We start from the raw sequence: 21,189 nt of genomic DNA, 5'->3' as shown, positions 1-21,189 counted from the left end.
TGAACAAAATTTTGAATAGGAGGTGATCCAATGGACCGCCGAGAGAAAAAGCGAAATCTTACTATAGCAGGAACTGATATTGATGAAGTGAAAAGGCTGAATAGCCAATCAGGGCTATCGTACAATGAAGCAAAAAAACTGCTTGCAGAACTTTACTTTAAGAAATGAGGTATTGAATGGGTTACACCATTAATACGATCAAATTTTTGTTATGGTGAAGAAACCTTTATCAAAGGCCAGAAATAAGCATGTTTTTCCGGAGAGTAGTGTACTATTGGTTCGCCTTCAAGGTACTTGCGGGGCAAAAATGCAGCTAAAGTGTTTTGATGTATCGTACAAGAAGCTTTCTGCAGCTGCCATTTTGTATGATGGATATCCCCGCGGAAAACTTTTTCACCTTTTGTTACCCATAAGCAATACCTTTCAGTGAGCCATTCATCAAGTGTTCCTGCTTTTGAATTAAAGGGGCTTGATATTGGCTTATAATTGGCTTTGAATTGGCTGCTCTCAGAATGGCTGTGTGTTCGCCTGCTTTCATAATTAATTAATCCTTCAGACTTACTAACTTGCATTTCAGCATTCATATACGGCAGGAAATACAACATTCTGGCCCCTGTTACGGCTAAAAAGTTGTCTGCATCCAGGCTAAAAAAATATACTCCTTTCATGCCCTCATACTCCACATAAGTCCTTACATTCAATTCATTCATCGATTTCATAATTGGCAATGGCGGCAAGCCGCGCACCCTCATTTTACTGATCCAGAAAGGTACGATTCCAACCCATGCTGTACCGTTGTATGTATCTAATGTTAACTGTGAAGGGATGTGTTCTTTCATTATTTCTGCAGGTACCGGCCAATGAGCAAATAATACATCATTCCATATTTGTTCCATAACCCAGGGTTTATCAGGCAGTGAAAAAGGCCTATGTCCTGTTATCCTCAATTCTTCTTTCAATTCCTTACCGCCCTTCATCATGTTATATAAATGATTATTCCTCATAATGCCGGCATTAAACTTAGCATAAATGAAGTGTTGATTGTCTATAGTTCTAACGCTGGGCATTGCATTGTATTTATGAATGGAGGTGATGGTTCATGAATAGACAGTTTTCAGCACCTTATCTGAAAACGCTAAGTCTGTCTCCTGAAAATCAGGAGTCTCCCATTCATTTTTTGGAGAGCTGGAAAACACCGCAGGATTATTTTTATTTAAGAAACCATTTTTCCTACCCGATAATTAGCCCTCATAATTTGTTTTTGTCCATTAGCGGGAACGTGAAACAAGCGATGGAAATATCTTTAAGTGAACTTTCCCGCTTTCCTACCAAAACCATTCTGGTCCCTCTGGAATGCGCTGGCAATAACAGAGCGAAATTTAAACCTAAGGTTTTTGGTGAGCAATGGGAAGAAGGAGCAGTCAGTCAGGGGAAATGGAAGGGAGTGCCATTGAAAGAACTGCTAGATAAAGCCGGACTTTTGGATGGAAGTAAAGAAGCCGTGTTTGCAGGAATGGATTTTGGTGAGCGAAAAGATTTGAAAGGATCCTTTTACTTTGCCAGAAGCCTGCCAATTGAGAAGGCACTCGGTGAAGATACGATTGTAGCTTATGAGTACAACGGCAAGCCCATCCCTTATAAGCATGGATATCCATTCAGGCTGATCGTGCCTCAATGGTATGCAATGGCCTCCGTCAAGTGGCTAAGAAATATTTTTATTATTCGTCATGAATTTAATGGTCCTTTTCAATCAAAAGATTATGTTTATTATCCCTATAAAGACAGCGATTTAGATAAAAAGCCTGTTACAGCCATGAACGTTAATAGCACAATCCAGCAGCCCTTGAATTATTCCATTTTGAAAGAAGGATTTCATGCTATAAAAGGAATTGCCTGGACTGGCACTGGAACAATTAATGAGGTGGCAATAAGCATAGATCATGGTGTTACTTGGAGAAAGGCCACTCTTAAATACAGGGAAAACGAAAAATATTCCTGGGTAAAGTGGCATTTTGATTGGGAGGCATATAAGGGTGAGCATACCATTCTTATAAGGGCCAGCGATTCTACGGGCAATATGCAGCCATTAAAGCCTTACTGGAACAGAAAAGGATATGGATATAATGCTGTGCAAAAGATAAAAATTCAGGTAGAATAATTTTTCAGGTGCAAATTCCCGAATTTCTTATATAGTCATAAACAAAAGAGAAGATGTCCCAGCATCCTCTCTTTTGTTTATCAATTTTATCACCGCTGCAATCTAAATCAGCAATCCATGTTGAACAGATTTTAATTTTCCTGATCTGTTCTCTTACCTGCTTCAGGTTCACCAGGTGTCTGGTTGCCTGTTGTAGCCTGGTATCCCACCCGATAGGAGGAATTCCTCTTTTTTCTGAGAACTTCCGGCATTTTGTACTGGCCGAGATCATCTTGAGCATCTTTTGGTGCCATTGAATTGCCTCCTTACTTTGCGTTATTCATCATACCCTTTGCGCGGAATGGAAATATCCACCCCGACAACGTCTTCAATTACGGCATCAGCTTGTCCTTCCATATATGCGTCACTCACTTGTTCATGGGTTGTCGCCAGGCCTGATGAAAGCTGATCATTCCTGTTATAATCTTCAGTTTCATAATATCTGCCCGCAATGTTCGTGCCATCATTTTTGTCTCTTTTGTTCATGCTGAATACCTCCTTCTAAATTTTAAGAACTATCCTTATTTTGGACATTAAAACGATTATCATACTGATTCATTTTAAACAGGAAGGCTGAAAAAAAATCTGCCCAAGTACGGGCAGATTTTTTGCGCTGTAGATTTTTTAGATATTAATAGTAGCCTCCACCAACGAAAGCAGCACCAACAATGATTAGAAGTATAAACAGGACAACGATTAAAGCAAAACCGCCGCCATACCCTGCACCTGCGCCCATTCTAACACCTCCTGACATCTAGTGACAGTGTATGAAAATGATGTTTGTCCCGAATGGGCAATTATACCGGGGAAAGAAAATAAAATCGAAGGTATTTTATTTAAGCACTGAAAGATTTTAATGTTATTGGCCACTTTAGAGAGAATAAAATCTTTGAAAATGTGAACAAAATAGGAGATTAATCAACAAATTTAACTTGGCAAGAAAAAAACTCTTTACTGCAAGCGGATTCATGTTAAAATGGACATGTAATCAAGTTAGATGTCTGACGTCTATTCACAAACCTCTTTAATGAGAGGTCTATATTTTTGGCGTTTCGTAAAAACGTTTTCATAATTCTAAATTCAACAAATGAGGTGTCAACATGAATTTTTTCTGGGGTTTATTAGGGGTTGCTTCTGTATTGGGGATTGCTTTTCTCCTTTCTTCAAATCGGAAAGCGATCAATCTGCGTACAATACTTGGCGGACTTGCCATACAGTTTGCATTTGCATTTGCAGTCCTCAAATGGGATCTTGGCAAAAAAGCATTAGAAAAACTAACATTTGCAGTAAATGATATTGTCGGTTATGCAAATGAAGGCATTAATTTTCTATTCGGAGGATTATTCCAGGAAGGATCTGGAGTTGGGTTTGTCTTTGCTTTTCAGGTGCTGACTACTGTAATCTTCTTCTCTTCCCTAATATCTGTGCTTTATTATACCGGGGTCATGCAAGTGATTATTAAGGTCATTGGCGGAGGTTTGTCCAAACTGCTTGGAACAAGCAAGGCGGAGTCCATGTCCGCAGCAGCCAATATTTTTGTCGGACAAACGGAAGCTCCATTGATTGTCCGTCCATTTCTTAACAAAATGACGAAATCTGAACTGTTTGCTGTTATGACCGGAGGCCTTGCATCAGTTGCCGGTTCAGTTCTTATAGGATACTCCCTTCTTGGGGTACCATTGGAATACTTGCTTGCCGCAAGCTTCATGGCTGCACCTGCAGGTCTTGTCCTGGCTAAAATTATGATTCCTGAAACAGAAGTTTCAGAGACAACAGACGACATAACTATTGAAAAAGATACTGATTCAGTAAATGTGGTAGACGCTGCCGCACGCGGTGCAAGTGTAGGACTTCAGCTTGCATTAAACATCGGTGCAATGCTTCTTGCTTTTATCGCTCTTGTTGCTCTTATCAATGGTATTATCGGATTTGCAGGCGGGATTTTCGGATTTGAAAATCTTACACTGGAAACCATTCTTGGATTTATTTTTGCACCGCTCGCATTTGCAGTAGGAGTTCCATGGGCTGAAGCTGTACAGGCTGGCGGGTATATCGGCCAAAAACTTGTTTTAAATGAATTTGTTGCTTATTCAGCATTCGCTCCGGAAATCAGCAGCCTGTCTCCTAAGACGGTTGCAGTAGTGAGTTTCGCTCTTTGCGGATTTGCCAACATTTCCTCTATGGCCATTCTTCTGGGCGGACTGGGCAACCTTGCTCCTGACCGCAGGAACGATATAGCAAAGCTTGGAATACGTGCGGTAATAGCTGGAGCACTTGCTTCTCTATTAAGTGCAGCAATTGCAGGAATGCTAATTTAATAGTTTTATAGCATACCGGATGAATCCGGTATGCTTTTTTATTGCTGAAAATAGAAATAGGCGAGAATTGTCGAACATTATCTGAAAATTATTTTAATTCAGAGTTGATTTTATATTTTTATTAATGTTAAAGTATGGTTGTAAGCGTTACCATAAGTATTCTTCTAAATGTTTTGCACCATGGAAATACATAGATTACTATTTTAAGGAGGAATTATATGAGTCAGCTAACTGCAGGTTTAAAAGAAAAGGTAGAAAAGTTTTTAAGCGGAAAGAAGAAATTATATATCAATGGTGAATTTGTTGAAAGCAAATCACAGAAAACGTTTGATACGTATAACCCGGCTACAGGAGAAGTTCTTGCTTCTGTTTTCGAAGCCGGTGCAGAAGATATTGATCTGGCAGTAAAAGCAGCCCGTAAGGCATTTGATGAAGGCAAATGGTCAAAAATGAGCGCCTCAAAGCGCAGCCGCCTGATGTACAAGCTTGCTGATCTGATGGAAGAAAACAGTGAAGAATTAGCGCAGCTTGAGACATTGGATAATGGTAAGCCGATCCGTGAAACAACCAATGCCGATATTCCTCTGGCTGTTGAACATATGCGCTATTATGCTGGCTGGTCTACGAAGATTGTCGGTCAGACGATTCCTGTAAGCGGTCCATTCTTTAACTATACCCGCCATGAGGCAGTTGGTGTAGTGGGACAAATTATCCCTTGGAACTTCCCTCTTCTTATGGCTATGTGGAAACTGGGTGCTGCGCTTGCCACAGGATGTACGGTTGTTCTAAAACCAGCGGAGCAAACACCTCTTTCTGCTTTATACCTTGCCGAATTAATGGATGAAGCCGGCTTCCCTCCTGGGGTTGTCAATATTGTTCCAGGTTTCGGAGAAACAGCTGGCCAGCCGCTTGTCGATCACCCATTAGTAGATAAAATTGCGTTTACGGGTTCTACTGAAGTAGGCAAATTGATCATGTCCAATGCTTCAAAAACATTAAAGCGCGTTACGCTTGAACTGGGCGGTAAGTCTCCAAATATTATTCTTCCAGATGCTGATTTATCAAAGGCTATTCCAGGAGCTCTGAACGGTGTTATGTTCAACCAGGGTCAGGTGTGCTGTGCCGGCTCCCGTGTTTTCATACAAAAAAAGCAGTTTGATAATGTTGTAGCTGACATGGCTTCACATGCCAAAAAAATTAAACAAGGTGCAGGTATTCATGCTGACACAGAAATTGGCCCGCTTGTTTCTGCTGAGCAGCAAAACCGAGTTCTTGGGTACATTGAAAAAGGCCTAAGCGAAGGTGCTCAGCTTGTAGCGGGTGGCGAAAAGCCGCAAGAGCAAGGTTACTTTGTCTCTCCTACTATTTTTGCAGATGTTCGTGACGAAATGACAATTGCAAAAGAAGAAATATTCGGACCAGTTATTTCGGCCATGCCTTATGATGACATAGACGAATTAATTAACCGGGCTAATAACAGCGAATATGGTCTAGCTGCAGGTGTTTGGACTCGTGATGTGGCAAATGCACATTATGTGGCCAACAAACTCCGCGCAGGTACAGTCTGGGTGAATTGCTACAACGCATTTGACGCTGCATCTCCATTTGGCGGGTATAAGCAATCCGGTATCGGCCGTGAAATGGGATCATATGCTCTGGATAACTATACAGAAGTTAAGAGTGTTTGGATTTCAATGAAGTAATAGACGGAAACAAAAAAGGAGCCTTGCGGGGTTCCTTTTTTATTGCTGTCCTTCCCCTTCAATATTTCTCTGTTTGCAGAATAAGTTCACAGATTATCCATAGGATTTTTGATGGATATTATTTATCCTTATATTGGGAGGGGAAATAATGAAAAAAGTATATATGATATCCGCTATTATTGTAATATTAGGCATAGCCGCCGGCATTTCTTTTTTTATCATTCGTGATATGACAGCAAAGATACCTGATCATATTACACTTTTAACCGATGATGAGAAGGTATACGACTTTGCAGAATCGGATAAAAAACTGAAGCTTGTTGAATTTATTTATACGCACTGTCCGGATATTTGTCCGACTACTACACAAAGAATGAATCTGCTGAAAGGCGATCTTAGCAAAGAGGGTGTCTTTGGGGAGAAGGTGCAATTCATAACTGTAACGATCGACCCCTATAGAGACACCACAGAGGTTCTTCGAACATATAGAAATACCTTTGAAATCGAAAATGATGGCAATTGGGTCTTTCTTACTGCAGAGCCGGATAAACTGAAAAAAGATCAGGCTGAAATTCAGGAGCTCGCTAACACTTTCAATTTCAGTACCGTGATCCCGGTGATGGTTTCTATGTTCATAGCACATTTGTGTATTTGCTTGACGAGAATAATAAGTTTATTAAGAAGTTCCCAATGGGAGAAGATTTTGATAAGAATGATGTTTTCAATAAGATAATGAAGCAAATATAATAAAAAAGTGGCGGATACTGAATCCGCCACTTTTTTTAACCTAATTTGCTGAAGAAGATAAATTTTTGTTTTGGTTAATGAGTATTAAAGTTTTCGATCTTGGCTTTGAAAAGCTTACTTTAATACCGGATTTCTTTAATCTGTTTACCAAATCAACCAGCTGCTTTTTAGCCATTTGAAAAACTCCTTTTTCCCTGCCTGTATGTTTAATATTGTACATGAAAAATATGAAAAAACTATGAACAAAAAGAAACATTTTATGATTTTTGGGAAGCATTTTCAAGGTTTTAATAAGACTGTATGCCTGGTTTTCTCTTCAGTGAGAGCTGTCTTATGATAGTTCCCATCTGCCCAGCCGTTCATCTGGTCATGATACCAAGGGCTTAGAGGATGTCCTGATTGTCCTGGTCCCACAAGATGATAGGCAGTATTCATGTTTTGCGTATCAATCACAAATCTCCATGAGCCCCCGTGATTTACAGTGCCATCCTCTTTATTAGCTGCCGCCTGGACTGTGACTGAGCTTCCGCCAACAGGAATCCGCCCTTCTCTATTAAACAGGAAGTTTAAAGGTTTTACACTTGAAAGCGGGTGGGCAAATGCTAATTGGTGATAGTCTCCCCATTTCCACTCAGACAGGTTATTTCCTTGAAGATCTGCTGCTTTCTTTACAGCTGAACTCAATGATTGTGAAAGGACCTCCTCAAGTCCGCCCTTTTCTTCAATCCAGCGGCTTTCCCTGCCTTTTGCAGCATTTCTCAATAATTCATCCACCGCCTGCTTTTGCCCTTTAAAGAGATTCCTCATCTCGGATGATATCTGATCCTCAAAAAGAACATCGGATATGCTTTTCATCCAAAGATTGAAAATGAGAGGGGCTGCTTCATCTTTGCTCTCGTTATAATCCCATTTCCTCAAGGCGGATAAAGCTGCCTTTTCAAGATTGGAAGATGGTTCTCTAATTTTCGACAGGAAAATGGGTATAAATTCCTTTGCCTGCAGGTTTTTCTGATCCATTTGCAGAGACATCATGTCTTCAGGTGTAAGTTTATCCCTGCTATCCAGGAATTCCTGAATGCGCATTTGCCTGTACGGCTGTGCCCAATCATGACTTATATGGTAAGGGTAGCTGTCGTCAATCACTTTATTGTTTGCAGTAGATATGAAGCCTTCCTTTGGATTGATGGTTTTTGGCAGTTCATCATAAGGAATATATCCTTCCCATCCATAATCTTCTGTCCAGCCTGGCACTGGCAATAGCCCGTCTCCTTTCTTTCTGATGGGGATTTTACCGTTTGCTTTATACGCTATTGTTCCATCTGGCGAGGCAAATACAAAGTTCTGTGCTGGTGTATGAAATAACTCCAATGCTTGTTCAAATTGATTCCAGTCAGATGATTTATTCATTTTTAGAATGGCTTCCAATTCTTTTGAAGGTTCAAGGGCTGTCCATTGCAAAGAAAGAACGGTATCTTTGCCGCTGTCTGCAGCAAATTCCGAAATCACTGGTCCGTGGCGTGTAATCGTTACTTGATAACTGATCGGATCTTTGTCTTTAACCTTAATTGGTTCTTCAATTATTTCTGCCTTTTCCCATTTTTCATTGAATAGAAACTCATTTTTATTGGCAGGATTCCTTTTTTCGATGTACAAATCCTGAACATCTGGTCCTGTATTGGTTACTCCCCATGCAATGTCTTCATTGTGACCGAGAATAATGCCCGGAATGCCGGCAAAAATGACCCCGCTGACATTCATTTCCGGGGACTTCAGATGCATCTGATACCAGATGGAAGGTGTGCTGAGTGATAAATGTGGATCATCTGCAAGAATCGGCTTCCCGGATGCTGTTTTGCTGCCTGCTGCTACCCAGTTATTGCTTCCGTTGAATTCAGGCGGTGTTACTGCATATGCTAAGCTTTCTTCAATATTCAAATTGTGTTTTCCTATTATGTAAGGGGCTTCCTTCGGATATGAGGGGAATAATTCATACGCTTTATCTTCCGGAAAATGCTGAAGGAGATAATAGCGGAATGCCTGGCTCTCCCAGTGTCCTCCAAGATCATATGCCATATATTTGCCTATAGTGAGTGAATCCACGGGAGTCCATTCTTCAGGCTTATAGCCGAGAATAGAAAATTCAGGCGGCCATTTTCCGTTTTCTTTCACCTCTTTCATATAAAGATTTACTCCTTCAGCAAACCAGCCTAAAATCTGTTTTGCTTCCGGGGAATATGCTTCATAGGATGCTTCTGCGGCCCTTCTCAGTCCAAGTGTCCTAAAATATTTATCATTGTCAATTGTCCCTTCCCCGATCACTTCACTTAATCTGCCGGATGCCTGCCGCCTGCTTAAATCCATTTGAAAAAGGCGATCCTGTGCCTGCACATATCCCTGTGCAATAAAAAGGTCTCGTTCATTATCCGCAAATATGTGGGGAACGCCATTGCCGTCGCGATTCACCCTGACTTCCGCAGCGATGGATCCAATTTTAATCTCTCCTTCTGTTTCAGGGAGTGAGCGCGATAAATAACCAAACATCACGAAAAATGCCGCAGCCAGTAACACTAATATGATTGCAAAGGTCCAAAGTGTGTATTTCCTCCACTTTGATTTTGGCTTGAGCTGGACCCCAATATGACCTCCCATAGAAATCCTTCCTTTATATTATATTTTTACTTCGAACTGTCCGGAGAGCTTTACTTCACCAGCTTCATTTTTAACTGAAACTTCTCCTGTCAGTCTCTTCTCATCTTCTTCCATTCTCTCCCCTGTCACTTTTCCTTCTATTGTCAGTTTCTCGCCAGGACGAGTCATTTTGCTGAAGCGCACTTTGAACTTTCTCAGGTTTCTTCTCGGAAACCAATCAGCCAGTGCTTCGCCTGCCATTCCCATAATGAGCATCCCATGGGCAATCACACCGTCCAATCCCGCTTTTTCCCCAATGGGTACTACAGTATGAATTGGATTAAAATCCCCGGATGCTCCTGCATATTTGACCAGCTGTGTATGTGTGATCTCGGGTTTATGAATCGCTGTTAATTCGCTCATTATATTGTTCCCCTTCTTTCGATAATGGTAGATTCCGAATATAAAACCTTGATTCCTTCACTGTTTTTGTAATGAATTCCTATTGTGATAAAACGGAGATTCCTCTTTTCAAATGCTGAGATTAACTGAGGAGCTGCAGTTATTGTATCGCCGGCGCATAATTCCCCCATATAGCGATATTCCTGTCCTCCGTGAAGAACTTTGAGCGGGTCAAGGCCGAATAGCTCGATTAGGGTTTCAAAATCCAAGCCTCCCCACATCTCTATGGCCGTCGGAAATGTAGGCGGAATGGGGATGTCCCGGTACCCTTCTTTTCTCGCGATGTCCGCATCATAATAAATAGGATTCCTGTCTCCAATGGCCATAGCAAATTCCCTGATTTTTCCCCTCTCAATTGTGAAGCGGAAAGGTTTTAATTTTACATCTTCTTTTAAAAGAGAATCCATTACAAAATGCACTTCCTCTCACTATGTTTATAATCTTTATTATTCGCCTTTTACCTGATGCTTCCTTTTAATTTTCTGAACTTTTATGAAGCCGGCAGATTACATTAAGAAGAATTCGCGATTACGCGCTGAAAGTGGTATACTTTTAGGGATTATGTATTTGGAGGAATAAAAATAATATGATAACTGTCAGCAATGTAGGTCTTCGATACGGCGACCGCAAACTATTCGAAGATGTTAATATTAAATTCACACCTGGCAATTGCTATGGTTTAATTGGAGCAAATGGTGCAGGTAAATCAACTTTTCTTAAAATTTTATCAGGTGAAATCGAGGCACAGTCGGGAAGTGTTCATTTAGGTCCCGGCGAGCGCCTTGCTGTCCTGAAGCAGAATCATTTTGAATACGAAGAGTTTGAAGCATTAAAAGTAGTCATCATGGGACATGCACGCCTTTATGAAGTGATGCAGGAAAAAGATGCGATTTATATGAAGGCCGATTTCACTGATGAAGATGGCATGAAGGCTGCGGAACTTGAAGGTGAATTTGCAGAACTGAACGGATGGGAAGCAGAATCTGAAGCAGCTATTTTGCTGAAAGGGCTCGGCATCGAAGAAGAACTTCATGACAAAAAAATGGCAGACCTTTCCGGTTCGGAAAAAGTGAAAGTTCTTCTTGCGCAGGCCCTTTTCGGCAAGCCGGATGTTCTTTTGCTGGATGAGCCGACCAACCACTTGGATATTAAAGCAATTCAATGGCTTGAGGAATTTCTTATCAATTTTGAAAATACGGTTATTGTTGTATCCCATGACCGTCACTTCTTAAACAAAGTATGTACTCATATTGCCGACCTTGACTTTGGGAAAATTCAAATTTACGTTGGTAACTATGACTTCTGGTATGAGTCGAGCCAGCTTGCACAAAGGATGGCACAGGATGCCAATAAGAAAAAGGAAGAAAAAATCAAGGAACTGCAAAGCTTTATTGCGCGATTTAGTGCAAATGCATCAAAATCAAAGCAGGCAACTTCGCGTAAAAAGCTTCTTGATAAGATTTCTTTGGATGACATTAGACCGTCCTCAAGAAAATATCCGTATGTCGGATTTTCCCCTGACCGTGAAATCGGAAATGATTTGCTTCGGGTAGACGGCCTCAGCAAAACAATAGATGGTGTTAAGGTTCTGAACAATGTCAGCTTCATCATGAACAAAGATGATAAAATTGCGTTAGTTGGGACAAACGAATTGGCGAAAACTACCCTATTTAAGATACTGACTGGTGAAATGGAGCCGGATGAAGGAACGTATAAGTGGGGTGTTACTACATCTCAATCTTATTTCCCGAATGATAACTCGGCGTTCTTCGAAAACTCTGATTTGAATCTTGTAGACTGGCTGCGCCAATTCTCACCTGCTGACGACAGTGAAAGCTTCCTGAGAGGTTTCCTTGGAAGAATGCTGTTCTCTGGTGAGGAAGTTCTAAAGAAAGCAAGCGTTCTTTCAGGTGGAGAAAAAGTCCGCTGCATGCTTTCCAAAATGATGCTTAGCGGTGCAAATGTACTAATGCTGGATGAGCCGACTAACCACCTTGATTTGGAATCCATTACGGCATTGAATAATGGTCTAATTAATTTCAAAGGGTCTTTGATTTTTGCATCACATGACCATCAGTTTATTCAAACCATTGCCAACCGCATTATTGAAATTACACCGGCTGGCATTGTGGATAAGCAGATGACTTATGATGAGTATTTAGAAGATACATCCATTCAAAAACAAGTTGCTGAAATGTATCAGTAAAAAGTAAAAGCAGGAGGAATAACCTCCTGCTTTTCGTTTGGTTAAAAGTCTTGTTTTTTCTTTTTATGCCGTGCGGAAGAAGCCGTTCTGCTTCCCGTTTCCATATTAGTTGTACCTTGCCCTTCGATATTTGGAGAACTTAGTCCAGCCTTTGAAGGGTCTTTTTTGCGTTTGCTCATATTAAACACCTCCTTTCTTACTGTTTCGTGATTAGGCTTTTTTTATCCATGGAATAAAATTGGAGCACAAAAGCCAATCTAACAAACGGAGGAGGTGTTAACATTGACGAAAAGAGTAGCGGTTGAACAATCCTTAACAAATGTTTCGGAAGCGCTTCGCCAAAAAGGATATGAAGTGGTTGATATGAAGTCGGCGCATGATGCTGAGAACTGCTCCTGCTGTGTAGTGAGCGGTGTTGATTCAAATGTGATGGGTATGCAGGATGTTTCTACAAAGGCTTCTGTCATTGAAGCAAGCGGCCTATCGGCGGATGAAGTATGCCGTCAGGTGGAGCAAAGAATGCAATAAAAGAATGTCCAAAGACTAAAGAGAAATTCTTTAGTCTTTTTCTGAAGAACATGCAATAAAAAGACGGGCATTAAACCCGTCTTCTTCTTTTGGCTTTTGCTTTAAGATTTTTCCTTAATAATAGAATAAAGATCCCGAATAAAAATATCGTTAACCCGACTCTTCCATAGTACCCGGTTGTCTCTTTTTCAGGCTCCTTATCTGTTTTCAGCTGGCTTGAAACCACTTCATCCTGTTTGTCTTCAACGAGCTTTACGGATTGAATGATCGTTCCGTTTTCATTCTTTATCTGCAGTTTTCCTTTTGCTGTAATGTTTTCTTCGTAGTTTCCTTTTGGCAAAGTTATGGCTACATTTTCACCGCCAGTTGTATAGGTTTTTCCATCAGAAGGAAAAACATCAGTGCTGCTCAGTGTCGCAGTTTTAAAGTTGCTGAACCCATAGTTCAATAGGTTTTTTGTATCATTATAAATATCCCGCTTGAATTCAGCTTTTAAGACAATGGCCGTTAACTTTATTGAATCGTTTTCGGCAGAAGTGGCGAGGGTCTGCTTAGCTTCATCTACGAAACCGGTTTTTCCCCCTGTCACTCCTTCAAATGGAACCTCACCTTTAAGCATCCTGTGATGAGTAAAGATGGTGGTGTCCCATGATTTTCCTGACCACTTCATTTCCTTTGTTCCATAGATTTCTCGAAAGGTCTTATTTTTCAGGGCGTAATTAGTTAATTTTGCAAGGTCCCCTGCCGTTGTATAGTGGTTTTCATCATACAAGCCGTGAGGATTAACAAAGTGAGTATTTTTTAACCCTGCACTCTCTTCAAGATAGTGATTAAGATTCTCTGAGAATGCTTTCATATTGCCGTCAAGATGCTCAGCAATGCTCCAGGCAGCATCATTTCCTGAATTAATCAGCATGCCCTGAACGAGTTTTATTAAAGGCACTTTTTCTCCTTCCTCCAAATAAACTCGTGTTCCTTCAACCTCTGCAGCTTTCTTGCTGATAGTTACTATGTCCTTTAAATCTCCATTTTCTATGGCATATATGGCTGTGGCTATTTTCGTCAAGCTGGCAGGGTACATCTTATTATCCGCATTTTTCGCATACAGAACAGCACCTGATTCAGCATCTGTTACGATAGCGGCTTCACTGATAATTTCAGGGTCTTTTGTTTCCTCAGCTGCTGTATATGCAGTCGGAAAGCTGAATAATAGCAGGATGAAAGCAAGCAATTTCTTCATAAATACACATCCAATTCAAACCGATAATCAATACTGATTCTACCAGACAATTCATGCATACTTATATCATATTTATAAATTGTTACATAATTGAAAATTTAGTGCCGTAATTTGAGAAGATTGATAATGAAAGGAAATTACCTGCTCTTATCTTTTCCAAAACAGCAGGAACCTAAAATTTTGAAAACAAAAAAGCAATCCAATTGGACTGCTTTTTAGCTTGAACATCCCCCTCCACAGCTCGAACAGCTGGAGCCGCCAGAATCATGTCCTCCTCCAGAATCATGATCACCATGGCTGCTGCAAGAGAAGCCGGTGCAGTAAACCATTCCGGCAGCACTGTCTTTTGCGAGTTCCGGGGGAAGAAGTTCGTTCATATGGTCCTCGAACCCATCTGGTTCATAAACCGAAAAATAAACGGCCGGAAAGAGCAGATAGGAATACTGGCTGCCAGATGCGGGCTTCGTAAATTCCAGCGGCTTTTTCCCAAGCTTCAATGATTCTGATTCAGAAATTTCATGCTTCAGTTTTTCTATCATTTTCTTTTTCAGTTCCACCCAATCATTTCCTGCCCTGAAATACTTATTTAACAGTTCAGCCTCATTCATGCTTCTGAAATCCTCAAGTATTTCCTTTTTAATCGGATTTTGCAAAAAGTTTCCCCAAATTCTTCTGCTATTATGGCCTGCTTCAAAAAGACTTAAATACACCCAGTCAAAAAAAGCCCTTTCTCCTGGAATGGGGGTGCTGTCCATATTTGGTGAATGGTGCAGGTATTCACCGAAGAAGTTTTTTGAAAACTGATCATAATCACGGGTGAACATGAGCATTTCATGCCATATTTCATCTGCTTTACTGCTGAACATAGGCACTGTTTTCAGTATGGCATTCATCACAAAATATCTTTTCAGCTCAAAAAATGTCCAATCATATGCGTAGTCTTTCCATTTCAGATGCTCCCTCAGGACACGATTTTTTATATTCTCCCTGTACCCTTCAGGCAAAGATTTTTCTAATTTTTGTATCATTGGAAGATAGTCTTCGCACCACATTCCCAGATGTTCAGGAAATGGCTCGTTTTTAATAAAGGGGTCTCTTTTCGAACCAGCAACTAGACCTTTAATGATTATGGCAGCGAAAATCACACCAAAAATTAACAGAAATATTTCCATAGAACCTCCCCTAATCTATATATATCTTAATTATATATGAAATTTACAATATTTAACAGGGGTGGTTTTTAAAAAAATAAACCGCCCAATAAGGCGGCATTGCTAATTTTTTGTCTTTATATAAAAACGCTTTAAAAATTCTACATAAATATCATCATGAACAAGCCATGCCTGGTATTTTCTTTTAATGAAATTTTCTGCCTGCTGAAAGTTCTGATAGGATTCATGGACTGGCTTTCCGTTCATTTCCAGAATCCAATTGTCCTCGCCAGCAGCAAAAATAAAAAATTTGTCTCCTTTCTTATTTTCGTAAAGGGATCCCTGCATAGAACTTTTATTATTGTATTTGTTCCTGAATGCGTCCTGTCTCATGGGATCCAGAGGAAAAATATCCTGAACGAATAATTTATAAGCATCTTTTCCCATCGAACATCCTGATGCTTTTGCATGTCCTCCCCCTCCGAACTTTCCGGCGACAGCAGATACATCAACGTGGTCATGTATTGTCCTGAAACTGATTTTTTTGCCCCCCAGGTTTAAGATTGCGATATAATCCAAATGGGGAAAGTCTTTGCCAAGTTCGTTTCCCAGTTCAGAATGATAGGATTCAGCATGGACGATGCCGGCACAATATTCACCAATGAAAGTTTGGACAATTTCCCGCTTCTTCCGTCTAACATAACGCTCAATCTTTTCTTCTTCCATTTCCAGCAATTTTTGTTCAAAATCATCAAACTTGAAATGGTCTGAGTTTATGATTCTGTCTGTCATTTTTTCTTCGAATTCTTCAATGGAAACCATAAAGAATAGATCGTTCAGATTCTTTGCTTTAATATTCTCATTTTGATCCCATTCCCAGGTATCATACTGGCGGACAAGTTCAACGAATTCATCCAGAGCCTGGGATGATTTAATCAGTTCATGTTCGAGGAGATACTCATACAGCAAAGAGGTTGCAGCGGTGAGTCTGCCATCATCATATTGAACCTTCACTCTGCCCCAGCTGTAATCATTAAAGTGCAGGGCTGTTTTGTGATGGTCAATCAATCTGACCTTGCCTCCGCCTTTTTCCAGATCATCAAGCCTGATCAAATTTTCATCATTAACTGATAAATCCGTGATTATTAAAAAGTCATCCTTCAAGTTCTTTTCGTTTTCAAATAATTTTTCAATCTGATAATCAAGTCCCATTACAGAGTTATAGCGTACCTCGACGTCTTTTCCAAAAGCAATCTTGGCAACGATGCCGCATCCGACACCATCAAGGTCATTATGGGTATACAGTCTGTACAATATCAATCACCTGCTATTCTTAGACTCATTCCTCTGTTAGTTTGGTTGTGCAGGAAAATTCTATGCGGAAAATCCCCGCTGCAAGGAACGGGGATATGCCGGTTATAGCAATATATAGGCTAGAGGCGCAGCAATCAGTATTGTTAAAATTGTTCTTTCTGCCCAGATGACAAGCAGCTGCGGAATGGTTATAGGGATCTCTGTTGATAAAATACACGGGACAAGAGCAGAAAAGAAAATGATGGCTGATACTGAAACAACTCCGATTACAAATTTAGTAGCCAGTGCTGCCTCTGCTGCAAGCAATGCCGGCAAAAACATTTCAGCAATCCCCACTGCACTTGCTTTTGCTGCCAGTAATGGCTCAGGCAGCTGCACTAGAGCCGTAAACGGATAAAAGATATATCCAAGCCAGTCAAAAACAGGGGTGAATTCTGCAAGAACCAGGCCTAATAAGCCTACTGACATAATGGATGGCAAAATGGACATCGTCATAACAAACCCATCTTTTAAATTATCTCTGATGTTGTTCCATAATGCCGGGGACTGATTGGCTGTATCCATTGCTTCCTTCCAGGCTGCCTGGAGACGACTCCCTGAAAAGGTTTCCATTGGAGGCTGCTGTCCATTGTAATATTCTTCGCTCATTGATCTAAGAGGCCAGATTCTTACTGTAATAGCCGTTACGATGAAAGTGACAGCGAACGTCGTCCAAAAATAGGTGTTCCAGATTTCCATCAATCCAAGTGTTTTGGCAACAACAATCATGAACGTTGCGGAGACGGTTGAGAATCCGGTAGCTATAATGGCGGCTTCCTTAATACTATATTTTCCTTCTTTGAATACCCGGTTTGTAATGAGCAGCCCGATTGAATAGCTTCCTACAAAAGATGCCACCGCATCGATAGCAGATTTCCCCGGTGTCTTCCAGATCGGCTTCATGATCGGCTGCATTAAGACACCGAAAAATTCAAGGAGACCATAACCAACCAGCAGTGCCAGAAAAACGGAGCCGATTGGAACGAGCAGCCCGACAGGAACGACAAGTTTGTCAAACAAAAACGGTCCCATACTCGGGTCGAATAGCCAGGATGGCCCGAAACCGAATACAATCATGAGGGCGGTAAATAACCCGGCCACTTTAAAAATAGAAAATACAATATTTACTTTATTCTTGTTCCAGGATTTTGTATAGAACGGATAAATGGCGCCAAGCAGGATGACGAGTAAGGCATAATAAGGGACAGCTGCAGGTATGGAAGTCTGAATGGCTGTGACAATATGGTCAAGCATGATGGAGGATTTCTCATTAACGGTGACGGGAACAAAAAACATAAATAGGCCAATTGCGCTGAAAAGAAAAAATTTAACCTTATTTTTCAAAGCTGTATTTGGATTCTTGAGTTCAGGCTGGTGAGATTGATTCACTGCAGTTTCTTTTTCCATTCTCATTCCCCCTAGTAATTTAGCGGTAAGGAGCAAAGTCAGCCCCTTACCTTCTGTTCATTAATGCTGTCAAAAAGGTCAGAAAAGTGTACGTACCTGCTTTAACCGTTGGCTGTGCCTGGTGATCTCTTGTTGGATCGAGGCAAACTATATCCATGGCTGCGGTTTTGGAAGAAAGTCCTGCAGTATATACCGCACTGAATAATTCTTCGGTGCTCATGCCGCCTGGTGTGGAAGCAGGAACCCCGGGAGCAAAGCCGATATCAAGCACGTCCATGTCAATCGTGACATAAATTTTATCCACTTTTGACTCCAGCTGCAAAAGTGCTTCTTTAACCGTTTCTTCAATTCCCCGTCTTCTGGCTTCCTTCAGCGTAATATAATTGAGCTTGTGCTCTTTTGCATACCTGATAAGGGACTGGCTGTTAAAAAAGCCATGAAGGCCAATATTATAGACATTTTCCCCTTTAATCATGCTGTTCTGAATCAGGTTGCGGATGGGTGTCCCATTAGTCGGCCCATGGTCTTCAAGGCTTCTGAGATCAAGGTGAGTATCCAGCTGGAGTATGCCGATTTCTTTTTCCGGCTCCAGTTCTTTCAGGCCGCTGACAAGCATGGCTGTAATGGAGTGGTCTCCTCCAATCGCAATTGGAAATGAATCAGGAAATTGTTTCCTTATATCTTTCATTGTCTGTTTGATATTGGAATGGCATTGCGGAATATCCGTGAAATGCATTTTTACATCGCCAAGATCTGCAACCTTCATCATTTGAAGATCACTTTCAAAATCCAGATTGTACGTGGAAAAGCCTTTCCAGGATCTCCTGAATGATTCAGGGAATTCAGAGGCTCCAGATGCGCTTATGGATGAGCGGGAAAGAGGGACACCGAAGAGCACGACATCCCATTTTTCTTTTTTCAACTCCTCTTCCCTCTGGATTTGGCGAATCCATTCACTCACCTTTACGTCAGTTCCTAATTCGGCTTGCGGCCAGAAGAACCCGGGAGGATTTATTGTTGGCAGCATAAGCTTCCTCCTTTAACGACCACTTTCCCATTTTTAATCACTGTGTCTGTATGGTTCATTCCGTAATGATATTGCATTTGCATGTAGTTCGGGACATTAAGCATAAGCAGATCAGCCTTTTTCCCGGCTTCAATACTTCCCACTTCTTTTGCCCTATTGATGGCATGTGCTGCATTAATTGTAGCGGCAGTAATGGCTTCTGCCGGAGTTAAACCCATGTGCATGCAAGCGAGATTCATCATAAATGGCATGGAGCAGGTTGGCGAAGAGCCAGGGTTGCAATCGGTTGATAATGCAACCGGCACACCTTTATCGATCATCCGGCGGCCCCTGGCGGCTTCAGCCATCAGGAAGAATGCTGTCCCTGGAAGAAGCACACCGATTACTCCCTTTTCAGCCATCATTTCCATGCCTTTATCAGATGCTCTAAGCAGATGATCTGCAGAAATGGCACCAACTTCTGCGGCAAGCTCCGCCCCCTCATAAGGTTCAATTTCATCGGCATGGATTTTCGGAGACAGGCCAAGCTTCTTCCCTGCTTCCAGCAGCTTTCTTGACTGTTCCGGGGTGAACACGCCTCTTTCGCAGAAAATATCGTTGAATTCTGCAAGCTTATCTTCCGCAACTTTCGGCAGCATTTCTTCAATGACCAAATCAATAAAGGCATCTGGATTCTCTTTGTATTCAGCAGGTACTGCGTGTGCACCCATAAAGGTGCGGACAACATCCACCGGATGCAGTTCATCCGCTTTCCTGGCTGCAATCAGCTGCTTGCGCTCTGTTTCCCAATCAAGGCCATATCCGCTTTTTGCCTCTATTGTGGTTACTCCGTGTTTAAGGAAGCGATCAAGACGGACAAGGCTCGCTTCTACTAATTCCTCTTCAGTTGCTTTTCTGGTCATCGAAGTGGTGGCGTGAATTCCGCCGCCATTGTTCATAATTTCCATATACGTCGCCCCGTTCAGGCGCATATTGAATTCCTCTTCCCTGCTGCCAGCATATACGAGGTGTGTATGCGGATCAACCAGTCCTGGAAGGAGGACTTTTCCTGTGGCATCAATGATTTCAGCTTCCTGAAGCCGGCTTTGATATTCAGCTTCGAGTTCCGCTGTTGTACAAGCCGATTTGATCCTTCCTTCTTCAATCCATACCGCCCCGTCTTCAATAATGTGAAGCTTGCTCATTTTTTCTTTTGTCAGCGGCTGTTTGGAGCTGCCCTTTAAGGTGATCATTTGATTTGCATGTTTGATAAAAATAGGTTTTGAGTGCATTTTGTGCTCCTCCTTAAAAAATGGAAGTTCCAATCCGCTAAAATCACGGATTGGAGGGCTTCCTCATTGAAGATATTAGTGGTTATTTGCAAGTTTAAGAGTTTTCTTTGCTGAATTGACTGGCTTCTTTGCAAATTAGGATGGTTTATTTGCGGATTCGAAGTTTTCTTTGCTGATTTTTCGTTTTTATTTGCAAAGTTCATAAAATACTAGAGAAAACTTTTATTTCATCATTGGAATGTTTACGCCTTTTTCTTTTGCTGTTTTGATAGCAAGGTCATAGCCTGCATCTACATGGCGTACGATCCCCATTCCAGGATCAGATGTGAGGACACGTTCAAGGCGCTGTTCCGCTTCTTTCGTGCCATCTGCAACGATGACCATGCCAGCATGGAGGGAGTATCCCATTCCGACACCGCCTCCATGGTGGACGGAAACCCAGCTTGCTCCGCCCACCGCATTGATCAGTGCATTAAGGATTGGCCAGTCTGCCACTGCATCACTGCCGTCCTTCATAGCTTCTGTCTCGCGGTTTGGAGATGCAACGGAACCAGAATCGAGATGATCGCGGCCTATAACGACCGGTGCTTTCAATTCACCTTTTGCCACCATATCATTAATGATTTTTCCGAATTTGGCGCGCTCCCCATATCCAAGCCAGCAAATTCTTGAAGGCAGGCCCTGGAATTGGATTTTCTCCTGTGCCATCTTGATCCATTTGCAAAGGTGTTCATTATCTGCAAATTCACGCAGAATCACTTCATCTGTTTTATAAATATCTTCAGGATCTCCTGATAATGCTACCCAGCGGAATGGCCCCTTCCCTTCACAGAATAACGGACGGATGTATGCAGGCACGAATCCAGGGAAATCAAAAGCATTCTCAACACCTTCGTCTTTTGCCACCTGACGGATATTGTTTCCGTAATCAAATGTGACTGCACCCTTCTT

General features: G+C 41.5%; 22 protein-coding genes and 1 pseudogene. 7 read left to right on the top strand and 16 right to left on the bottom strand.

Annotation, left to right across the window (positions count from 1 at the left end):
- Window positions 1–30: 30 nt before the first annotated feature.
- Entirely contained in the window at window positions 31–168 is a 138-nt protein-coding gene (locus tag ACEQ1T_RS04375; RefSeq protein WP_206839793.1) for a hypothetical protein, read from the top strand.
- A 41-nt stretch (window positions 169–209) separates the two neighbouring features.
- Here the strand turns inward: ACEQ1T_RS04375 and ACEQ1T_RS04370 are convergent, their stop codons facing one another.
- Entirely contained in the window at window positions 210–959 is a 750-nt protein-coding gene (locus ACEQ1T_RS04370) for a YqjF family protein (protein ID WP_370221859.1), read from the bottom strand.
- 140 nt (window positions 960–1,099) lie between these two features.
- Between ACEQ1T_RS04370 and ACEQ1T_RS04365 the strand changes: the two genes are divergently transcribed.
- Window positions 1,100–2,158: a sulfite oxidase gene (locus ACEQ1T_RS04365; protein ID WP_370221858.1), complete on the top strand. Its 1,059-nt coding sequence runs from the start codon at window positions 1,100–1,102 to the stop codon at window positions 2,156–2,158.
- 131 nt (window positions 2,159–2,289) lie between these two features.
- Here ACEQ1T_RS04365 and ACEQ1T_RS04360 read toward each other — a convergent pair whose 3' ends face one another.
- From ACEQ1T_RS04360 to ACEQ1T_RS04350, 3 genes are all read right to left on the bottom strand, one after another.
- Window positions 2,290–2,451, bottom strand: a complete 162-nt coding sequence (locus ACEQ1T_RS04360) for a hypothetical protein (protein WP_206839788.1) — start codon at window positions 2,449–2,451, stop codon at window positions 2,290–2,292.
- A gap of 22 nt (window positions 2,452–2,473) precedes the next feature.
- The gene (locus ACEQ1T_RS04355; protein WP_206839787.1) at window positions 2,474–2,683 is read right to left on the bottom strand and encodes a YozQ family protein; all 210 of its coding nucleotides are present in this window, start codon (window positions 2,681–2,683) and stop codon (window positions 2,474–2,476) included.
- Window positions 2,684–2,828: 145 nt separating this feature from the next.
- Entirely contained in the window at window positions 2,829–2,933 is a 105-nt protein-coding gene (locus ACEQ1T_RS04350) for a YjcZ family sporulation protein (RefSeq protein WP_206839786.1), read from the bottom strand.
- 364 nt (window positions 2,934–3,297) lie between these two features.
- On the opposite strand from ACEQ1T_RS04350, the gene ACEQ1T_RS04345 reads away from it, so the two are divergent.
- The 3 genes and pseudogenes from ACEQ1T_RS04345 to ACEQ1T_RS04335 all read left to right on the top strand — a co-directional run bounded on the left by ACEQ1T_RS04345 (window position 3,298) and on the right by ACEQ1T_RS04335 (window position 6,965).
- Window positions 3,298–4,515, top strand: coding sequence for a NupC/NupG family nucleoside CNT transporter (locus ACEQ1T_RS04345; RefSeq protein WP_370221857.1), 1,218 nt, complete (start codon window positions 3,298–3,300; stop codon window positions 4,513–4,515).
- Between the two features lie 218 nt (window positions 4,516–4,733).
- Complete coding sequence (locus tag ACEQ1T_RS04340) at window positions 4,734–6,218, top strand: aldehyde dehydrogenase family protein (protein WP_370221856.1); 1,485 nt, start codon at window positions 4,734–4,736, stop codon at window positions 6,216–6,218.
- Window positions 6,219–6,366: 148 nt separating this feature from the next.
- Window positions 6,367–6,965: pseudogene (locus ACEQ1T_RS04335) on the top strand (SCO family protein).
- A gap of 40 nt (window positions 6,966–7,005) precedes the next feature.
- On the opposite strand, the gene ACEQ1T_RS04330 reads toward ACEQ1T_RS04335, so the two are convergent.
- The 4 genes from ACEQ1T_RS04330 to ACEQ1T_RS04315 all read right to left on the bottom strand — a co-directional run bounded on the left by ACEQ1T_RS04330 (window position 7,006) and on the right by ACEQ1T_RS04315 (window position 10,462).
- Window positions 7,006–7,140 carry a hypothetical protein gene (locus ACEQ1T_RS04330; protein ID WP_256816508.1) on the bottom strand — a complete coding sequence of 45 codons (135 nt, stop codon included), beginning with the start codon at window positions 7,138–7,140 and terminating at the stop codon, window positions 7,006–7,008.
- A 104-nt stretch (window positions 7,141–7,244) separates the two neighbouring features.
- Entirely contained in the window at window positions 7,245–9,614 is a 2,370-nt protein-coding gene (locus tag ACEQ1T_RS04325; protein WP_370221854.1) for a penicillin acylase family protein, read from the bottom strand.
- Window positions 9,615–9,632: 18 nt separating this feature from the next.
- Window positions 9,633–10,016: a MaoC/PaaZ C-terminal domain-containing protein gene (locus ACEQ1T_RS04320; protein ID WP_370221853.1), complete on the bottom strand. Its 384-nt coding sequence runs from the start codon at window positions 10,014–10,016 to the stop codon at window positions 9,633–9,635.
- On the bottom strand, window positions 10,016–10,462 hold the full coding sequence (locus tag ACEQ1T_RS04315; protein ID WP_370221851.1) for a MaoC family dehydratase N-terminal domain-containing protein: 447 nt from the start codon (window positions 10,460–10,462) through the stop codon (window positions 10,016–10,018). Before ACEQ1T_RS04315 ends, ACEQ1T_RS04320 begins: the two co-directional genes overlap by 1 nt.
- 179 nt (window positions 10,463–10,641) lie before the next feature.
- Between ACEQ1T_RS04315 and ACEQ1T_RS04310 the strand changes: the two genes are divergently transcribed.
- Window positions 10,642–12,261, top strand: a complete 1,620-nt coding sequence (locus tag ACEQ1T_RS04310; RefSeq protein ID WP_370221850.1) for an ABC-F family ATP-binding cassette domain-containing protein — start codon at window positions 10,642–10,644, stop codon at window positions 12,259–12,261.
- 41 nt (window positions 12,262–12,302) lie between these two features.
- Here ACEQ1T_RS04310 and ACEQ1T_RS04305 read toward each other — a convergent pair whose 3' ends face one another.
- A complete protein-coding gene (locus ACEQ1T_RS04305) occupies window positions 12,303–12,440 on the bottom strand; it encodes a YuzL family protein (RefSeq protein WP_019379858.1) in 138 nt (45 codons plus the stop codon).
- A gap of 103 nt (window positions 12,441–12,543) precedes the next feature.
- Here ACEQ1T_RS04305 and ACEQ1T_RS04300 point away from each other — a divergent pair, with 103 nt between their 5' ends.
- Window positions 12,544–12,789: a YkuS family protein gene (locus tag ACEQ1T_RS04300; RefSeq protein WP_048011629.1), complete on the top strand. Its 246-nt coding sequence runs from the start codon at window positions 12,544–12,546 to the stop codon at window positions 12,787–12,789.
- Between the two features lie 70 nt (window positions 12,790–12,859).
- Here the strand turns inward: ACEQ1T_RS04300 and ACEQ1T_RS04295 are convergent, their stop codons facing one another.
- From ACEQ1T_RS04295 to hutU, 7 genes are all read right to left on the bottom strand, one after another.
- Window positions 12,860–14,029: a D-alanyl-D-alanine carboxypeptidase family protein gene (locus tag ACEQ1T_RS04295; protein ID WP_370221849.1), complete on the bottom strand. Its 1,170-nt coding sequence runs from the start codon at window positions 14,027–14,029 to the stop codon at window positions 12,860–12,862.
- A gap of 215 nt (window positions 14,030–14,244) precedes the next feature.
- On the bottom strand, window positions 14,245–15,201 hold the full coding sequence (locus ACEQ1T_RS04290; RefSeq protein WP_370221848.1) for a hypothetical protein: 957 nt from the start codon (window positions 15,199–15,201) through the stop codon (window positions 14,245–14,247).
- 102 nt (window positions 15,202–15,303) lie between these two features.
- The gene (locus ACEQ1T_RS04285; protein ID WP_370221847.1) at window positions 15,304–16,494 is read right to left on the bottom strand and encodes a DHH family phosphoesterase; all 1,191 of its coding nucleotides are present in this window, start codon (window positions 16,492–16,494) and stop codon (window positions 15,304–15,306) included.
- Window positions 16,495–16,596: 102 nt separating this feature from the next.
- Window positions 16,597–17,940 (bottom strand): YjiH family protein, encoded by a 1,344-nt coding sequence (locus ACEQ1T_RS04280; RefSeq protein WP_206839776.1) that lies wholly within the window; start codon window positions 17,938–17,940, stop codon window positions 16,597–16,599.
- Window positions 17,941–17,986: 46 nt separating this feature from the next.
- Window positions 17,987–18,967, bottom strand: a complete 981-nt coding sequence (locus ACEQ1T_RS04275; protein WP_370221846.1) for an agmatinase family protein — start codon at window positions 18,965–18,967, stop codon at window positions 17,987–17,989.
- Window positions 18,952–20,238 (bottom strand): imidazolonepropionase, encoded by a 1,287-nt coding sequence (gene hutI, locus ACEQ1T_RS04270; RefSeq protein WP_370221845.1) that lies wholly within the window; start codon window positions 20,236–20,238, stop codon window positions 18,952–18,954. The genes ACEQ1T_RS04275 and hutI overlap by 16 nt, the downstream gene beginning before the upstream one ends.
- Window positions 20,239–20,460: 222 nt before the next feature.
- The coding region (gene hutU, locus ACEQ1T_RS04265) for a urocanate hydratase (protein ID WP_370221844.1) at window positions 20,461–21,189 on the bottom strand (729 nt) is incomplete at its 5' end.

This window comes from Cytobacillus sp., assembly GCF_964223445.1.
Lineage (GTDB): Bacteria > Bacillota > Bacilli > Bacillales > Cytobacillaceae > Cytobacillus.
This window is presented reverse-complemented; position numbering and strand designations above follow the sequence as displayed.

Excerpts from the sequence above, each read along its gene's own strand:
- ACEQ1T_RS04355 (WP_206839787.1), bottom strand. The coding sequence starts at position 2,683 with ATGAACAAAAGAGACAAAAATGATGGCACGAACATTGCGGGCAGATAT.
- ACEQ1T_RS04330 (WP_256816508.1), bottom strand. The coding sequence starts at position 7,140 with ATGGCTAAAAAGCAGCTGGTTGATTTGGTAAACAGATTAAAGAAATCC.
- ACEQ1T_RS04345 (WP_370221857.1), top strand. The coding sequence starts at position 3,298 with ATGAATTTTTTCTGGGGTTTATTAGGGGTTGCTTCTGTATTGGGGATT.
- ACEQ1T_RS04375 (WP_206839793.1), top strand. The coding sequence starts at position 31 with ATGGACCGCCGAGAGAAAAAGCGAAATCTTACTATAGCAGGAACTGAT.
- ACEQ1T_RS04310 (WP_370221850.1), top strand. The coding sequence starts at position 10,642 with ATGATAACTGTCAGCAATGTAGGTCTTCGATACGGCGACCGCAAACTA.
- ACEQ1T_RS04365 (WP_370221858.1), top strand. The coding sequence starts at position 1,100 with ATGAATAGACAGTTTTCAGCACCTTATCTGAAAACGCTAAGTCTGTCT.
- ACEQ1T_RS04295 (WP_370221849.1), bottom strand. The coding sequence starts at position 14,029 with ATGAAGAAATTGCTTGCTTTCATCCTGCTATTATTCAGCTTTCCGACT.
- ACEQ1T_RS04320 (WP_370221853.1), bottom strand. The coding sequence starts at position 10,016 with ATGAGCGAATTAACAGCGATTCATAAACCCGAGATCACACATACACAG.
- hutI (WP_370221845.1), bottom strand. The coding sequence starts at position 20,238 with ATGCACTCAAAACCTATTTTTATCAAACATGCAAATCAAATGATCACC.
- ACEQ1T_RS04315 (WP_370221851.1), bottom strand. The coding sequence starts at position 10,462 with ATGGATTCTCTTTTAAAAGAAGATGTAAAATTAAAACCTTTCCGCTTC.
- ACEQ1T_RS04340 (WP_370221856.1), top strand. The coding sequence starts at position 4,734 with ATGAGTCAGCTAACTGCAGGTTTAAAAGAAAAGGTAGAAAAGTTTTTA.
- ACEQ1T_RS04305 (WP_019379858.1), bottom strand. The coding sequence starts at position 12,440 with ATGAGCAAACGCAAAAAAGACCCTTCAAAGGCTGGACTAAGTTCTCCA.
- ACEQ1T_RS04360 (WP_206839788.1), bottom strand. The coding sequence starts at position 2,451 with ATGGCACCAAAAGATGCTCAAGATGATCTCGGCCAGTACAAAATGCCG.
- ACEQ1T_RS04290 (WP_370221848.1), bottom strand. The coding sequence starts at position 15,201 with ATGGAAATATTTCTGTTAATTTTTGGTGTGATTTTCGCTGCCATAATC.
- ACEQ1T_RS04350 (WP_206839786.1), bottom strand. The coding sequence starts at position 2,933 with ATGGGCGCAGGTGCAGGGTATGGCGGCGGTTTTGCTTTAATCGTTGTC.
- ACEQ1T_RS04280 (WP_206839776.1), bottom strand. The coding sequence starts at position 17,940 with ATGGAAAAAGAAACTGCAGTGAATCAATCTCACCAGCCTGAACTCAAG.
- ACEQ1T_RS04275 (WP_370221846.1), bottom strand. The coding sequence starts at position 18,967 with ATGCTGCCAACAATAAATCCTCCCGGGTTCTTCTGGCCGCAAGCCGAA.
- ACEQ1T_RS04325 (WP_370221854.1), bottom strand. The coding sequence starts at position 9,614 with ATGGGAGGTCATATTGGGGTCCAGCTCAAGCCAAAATCAAAGTGGAGG.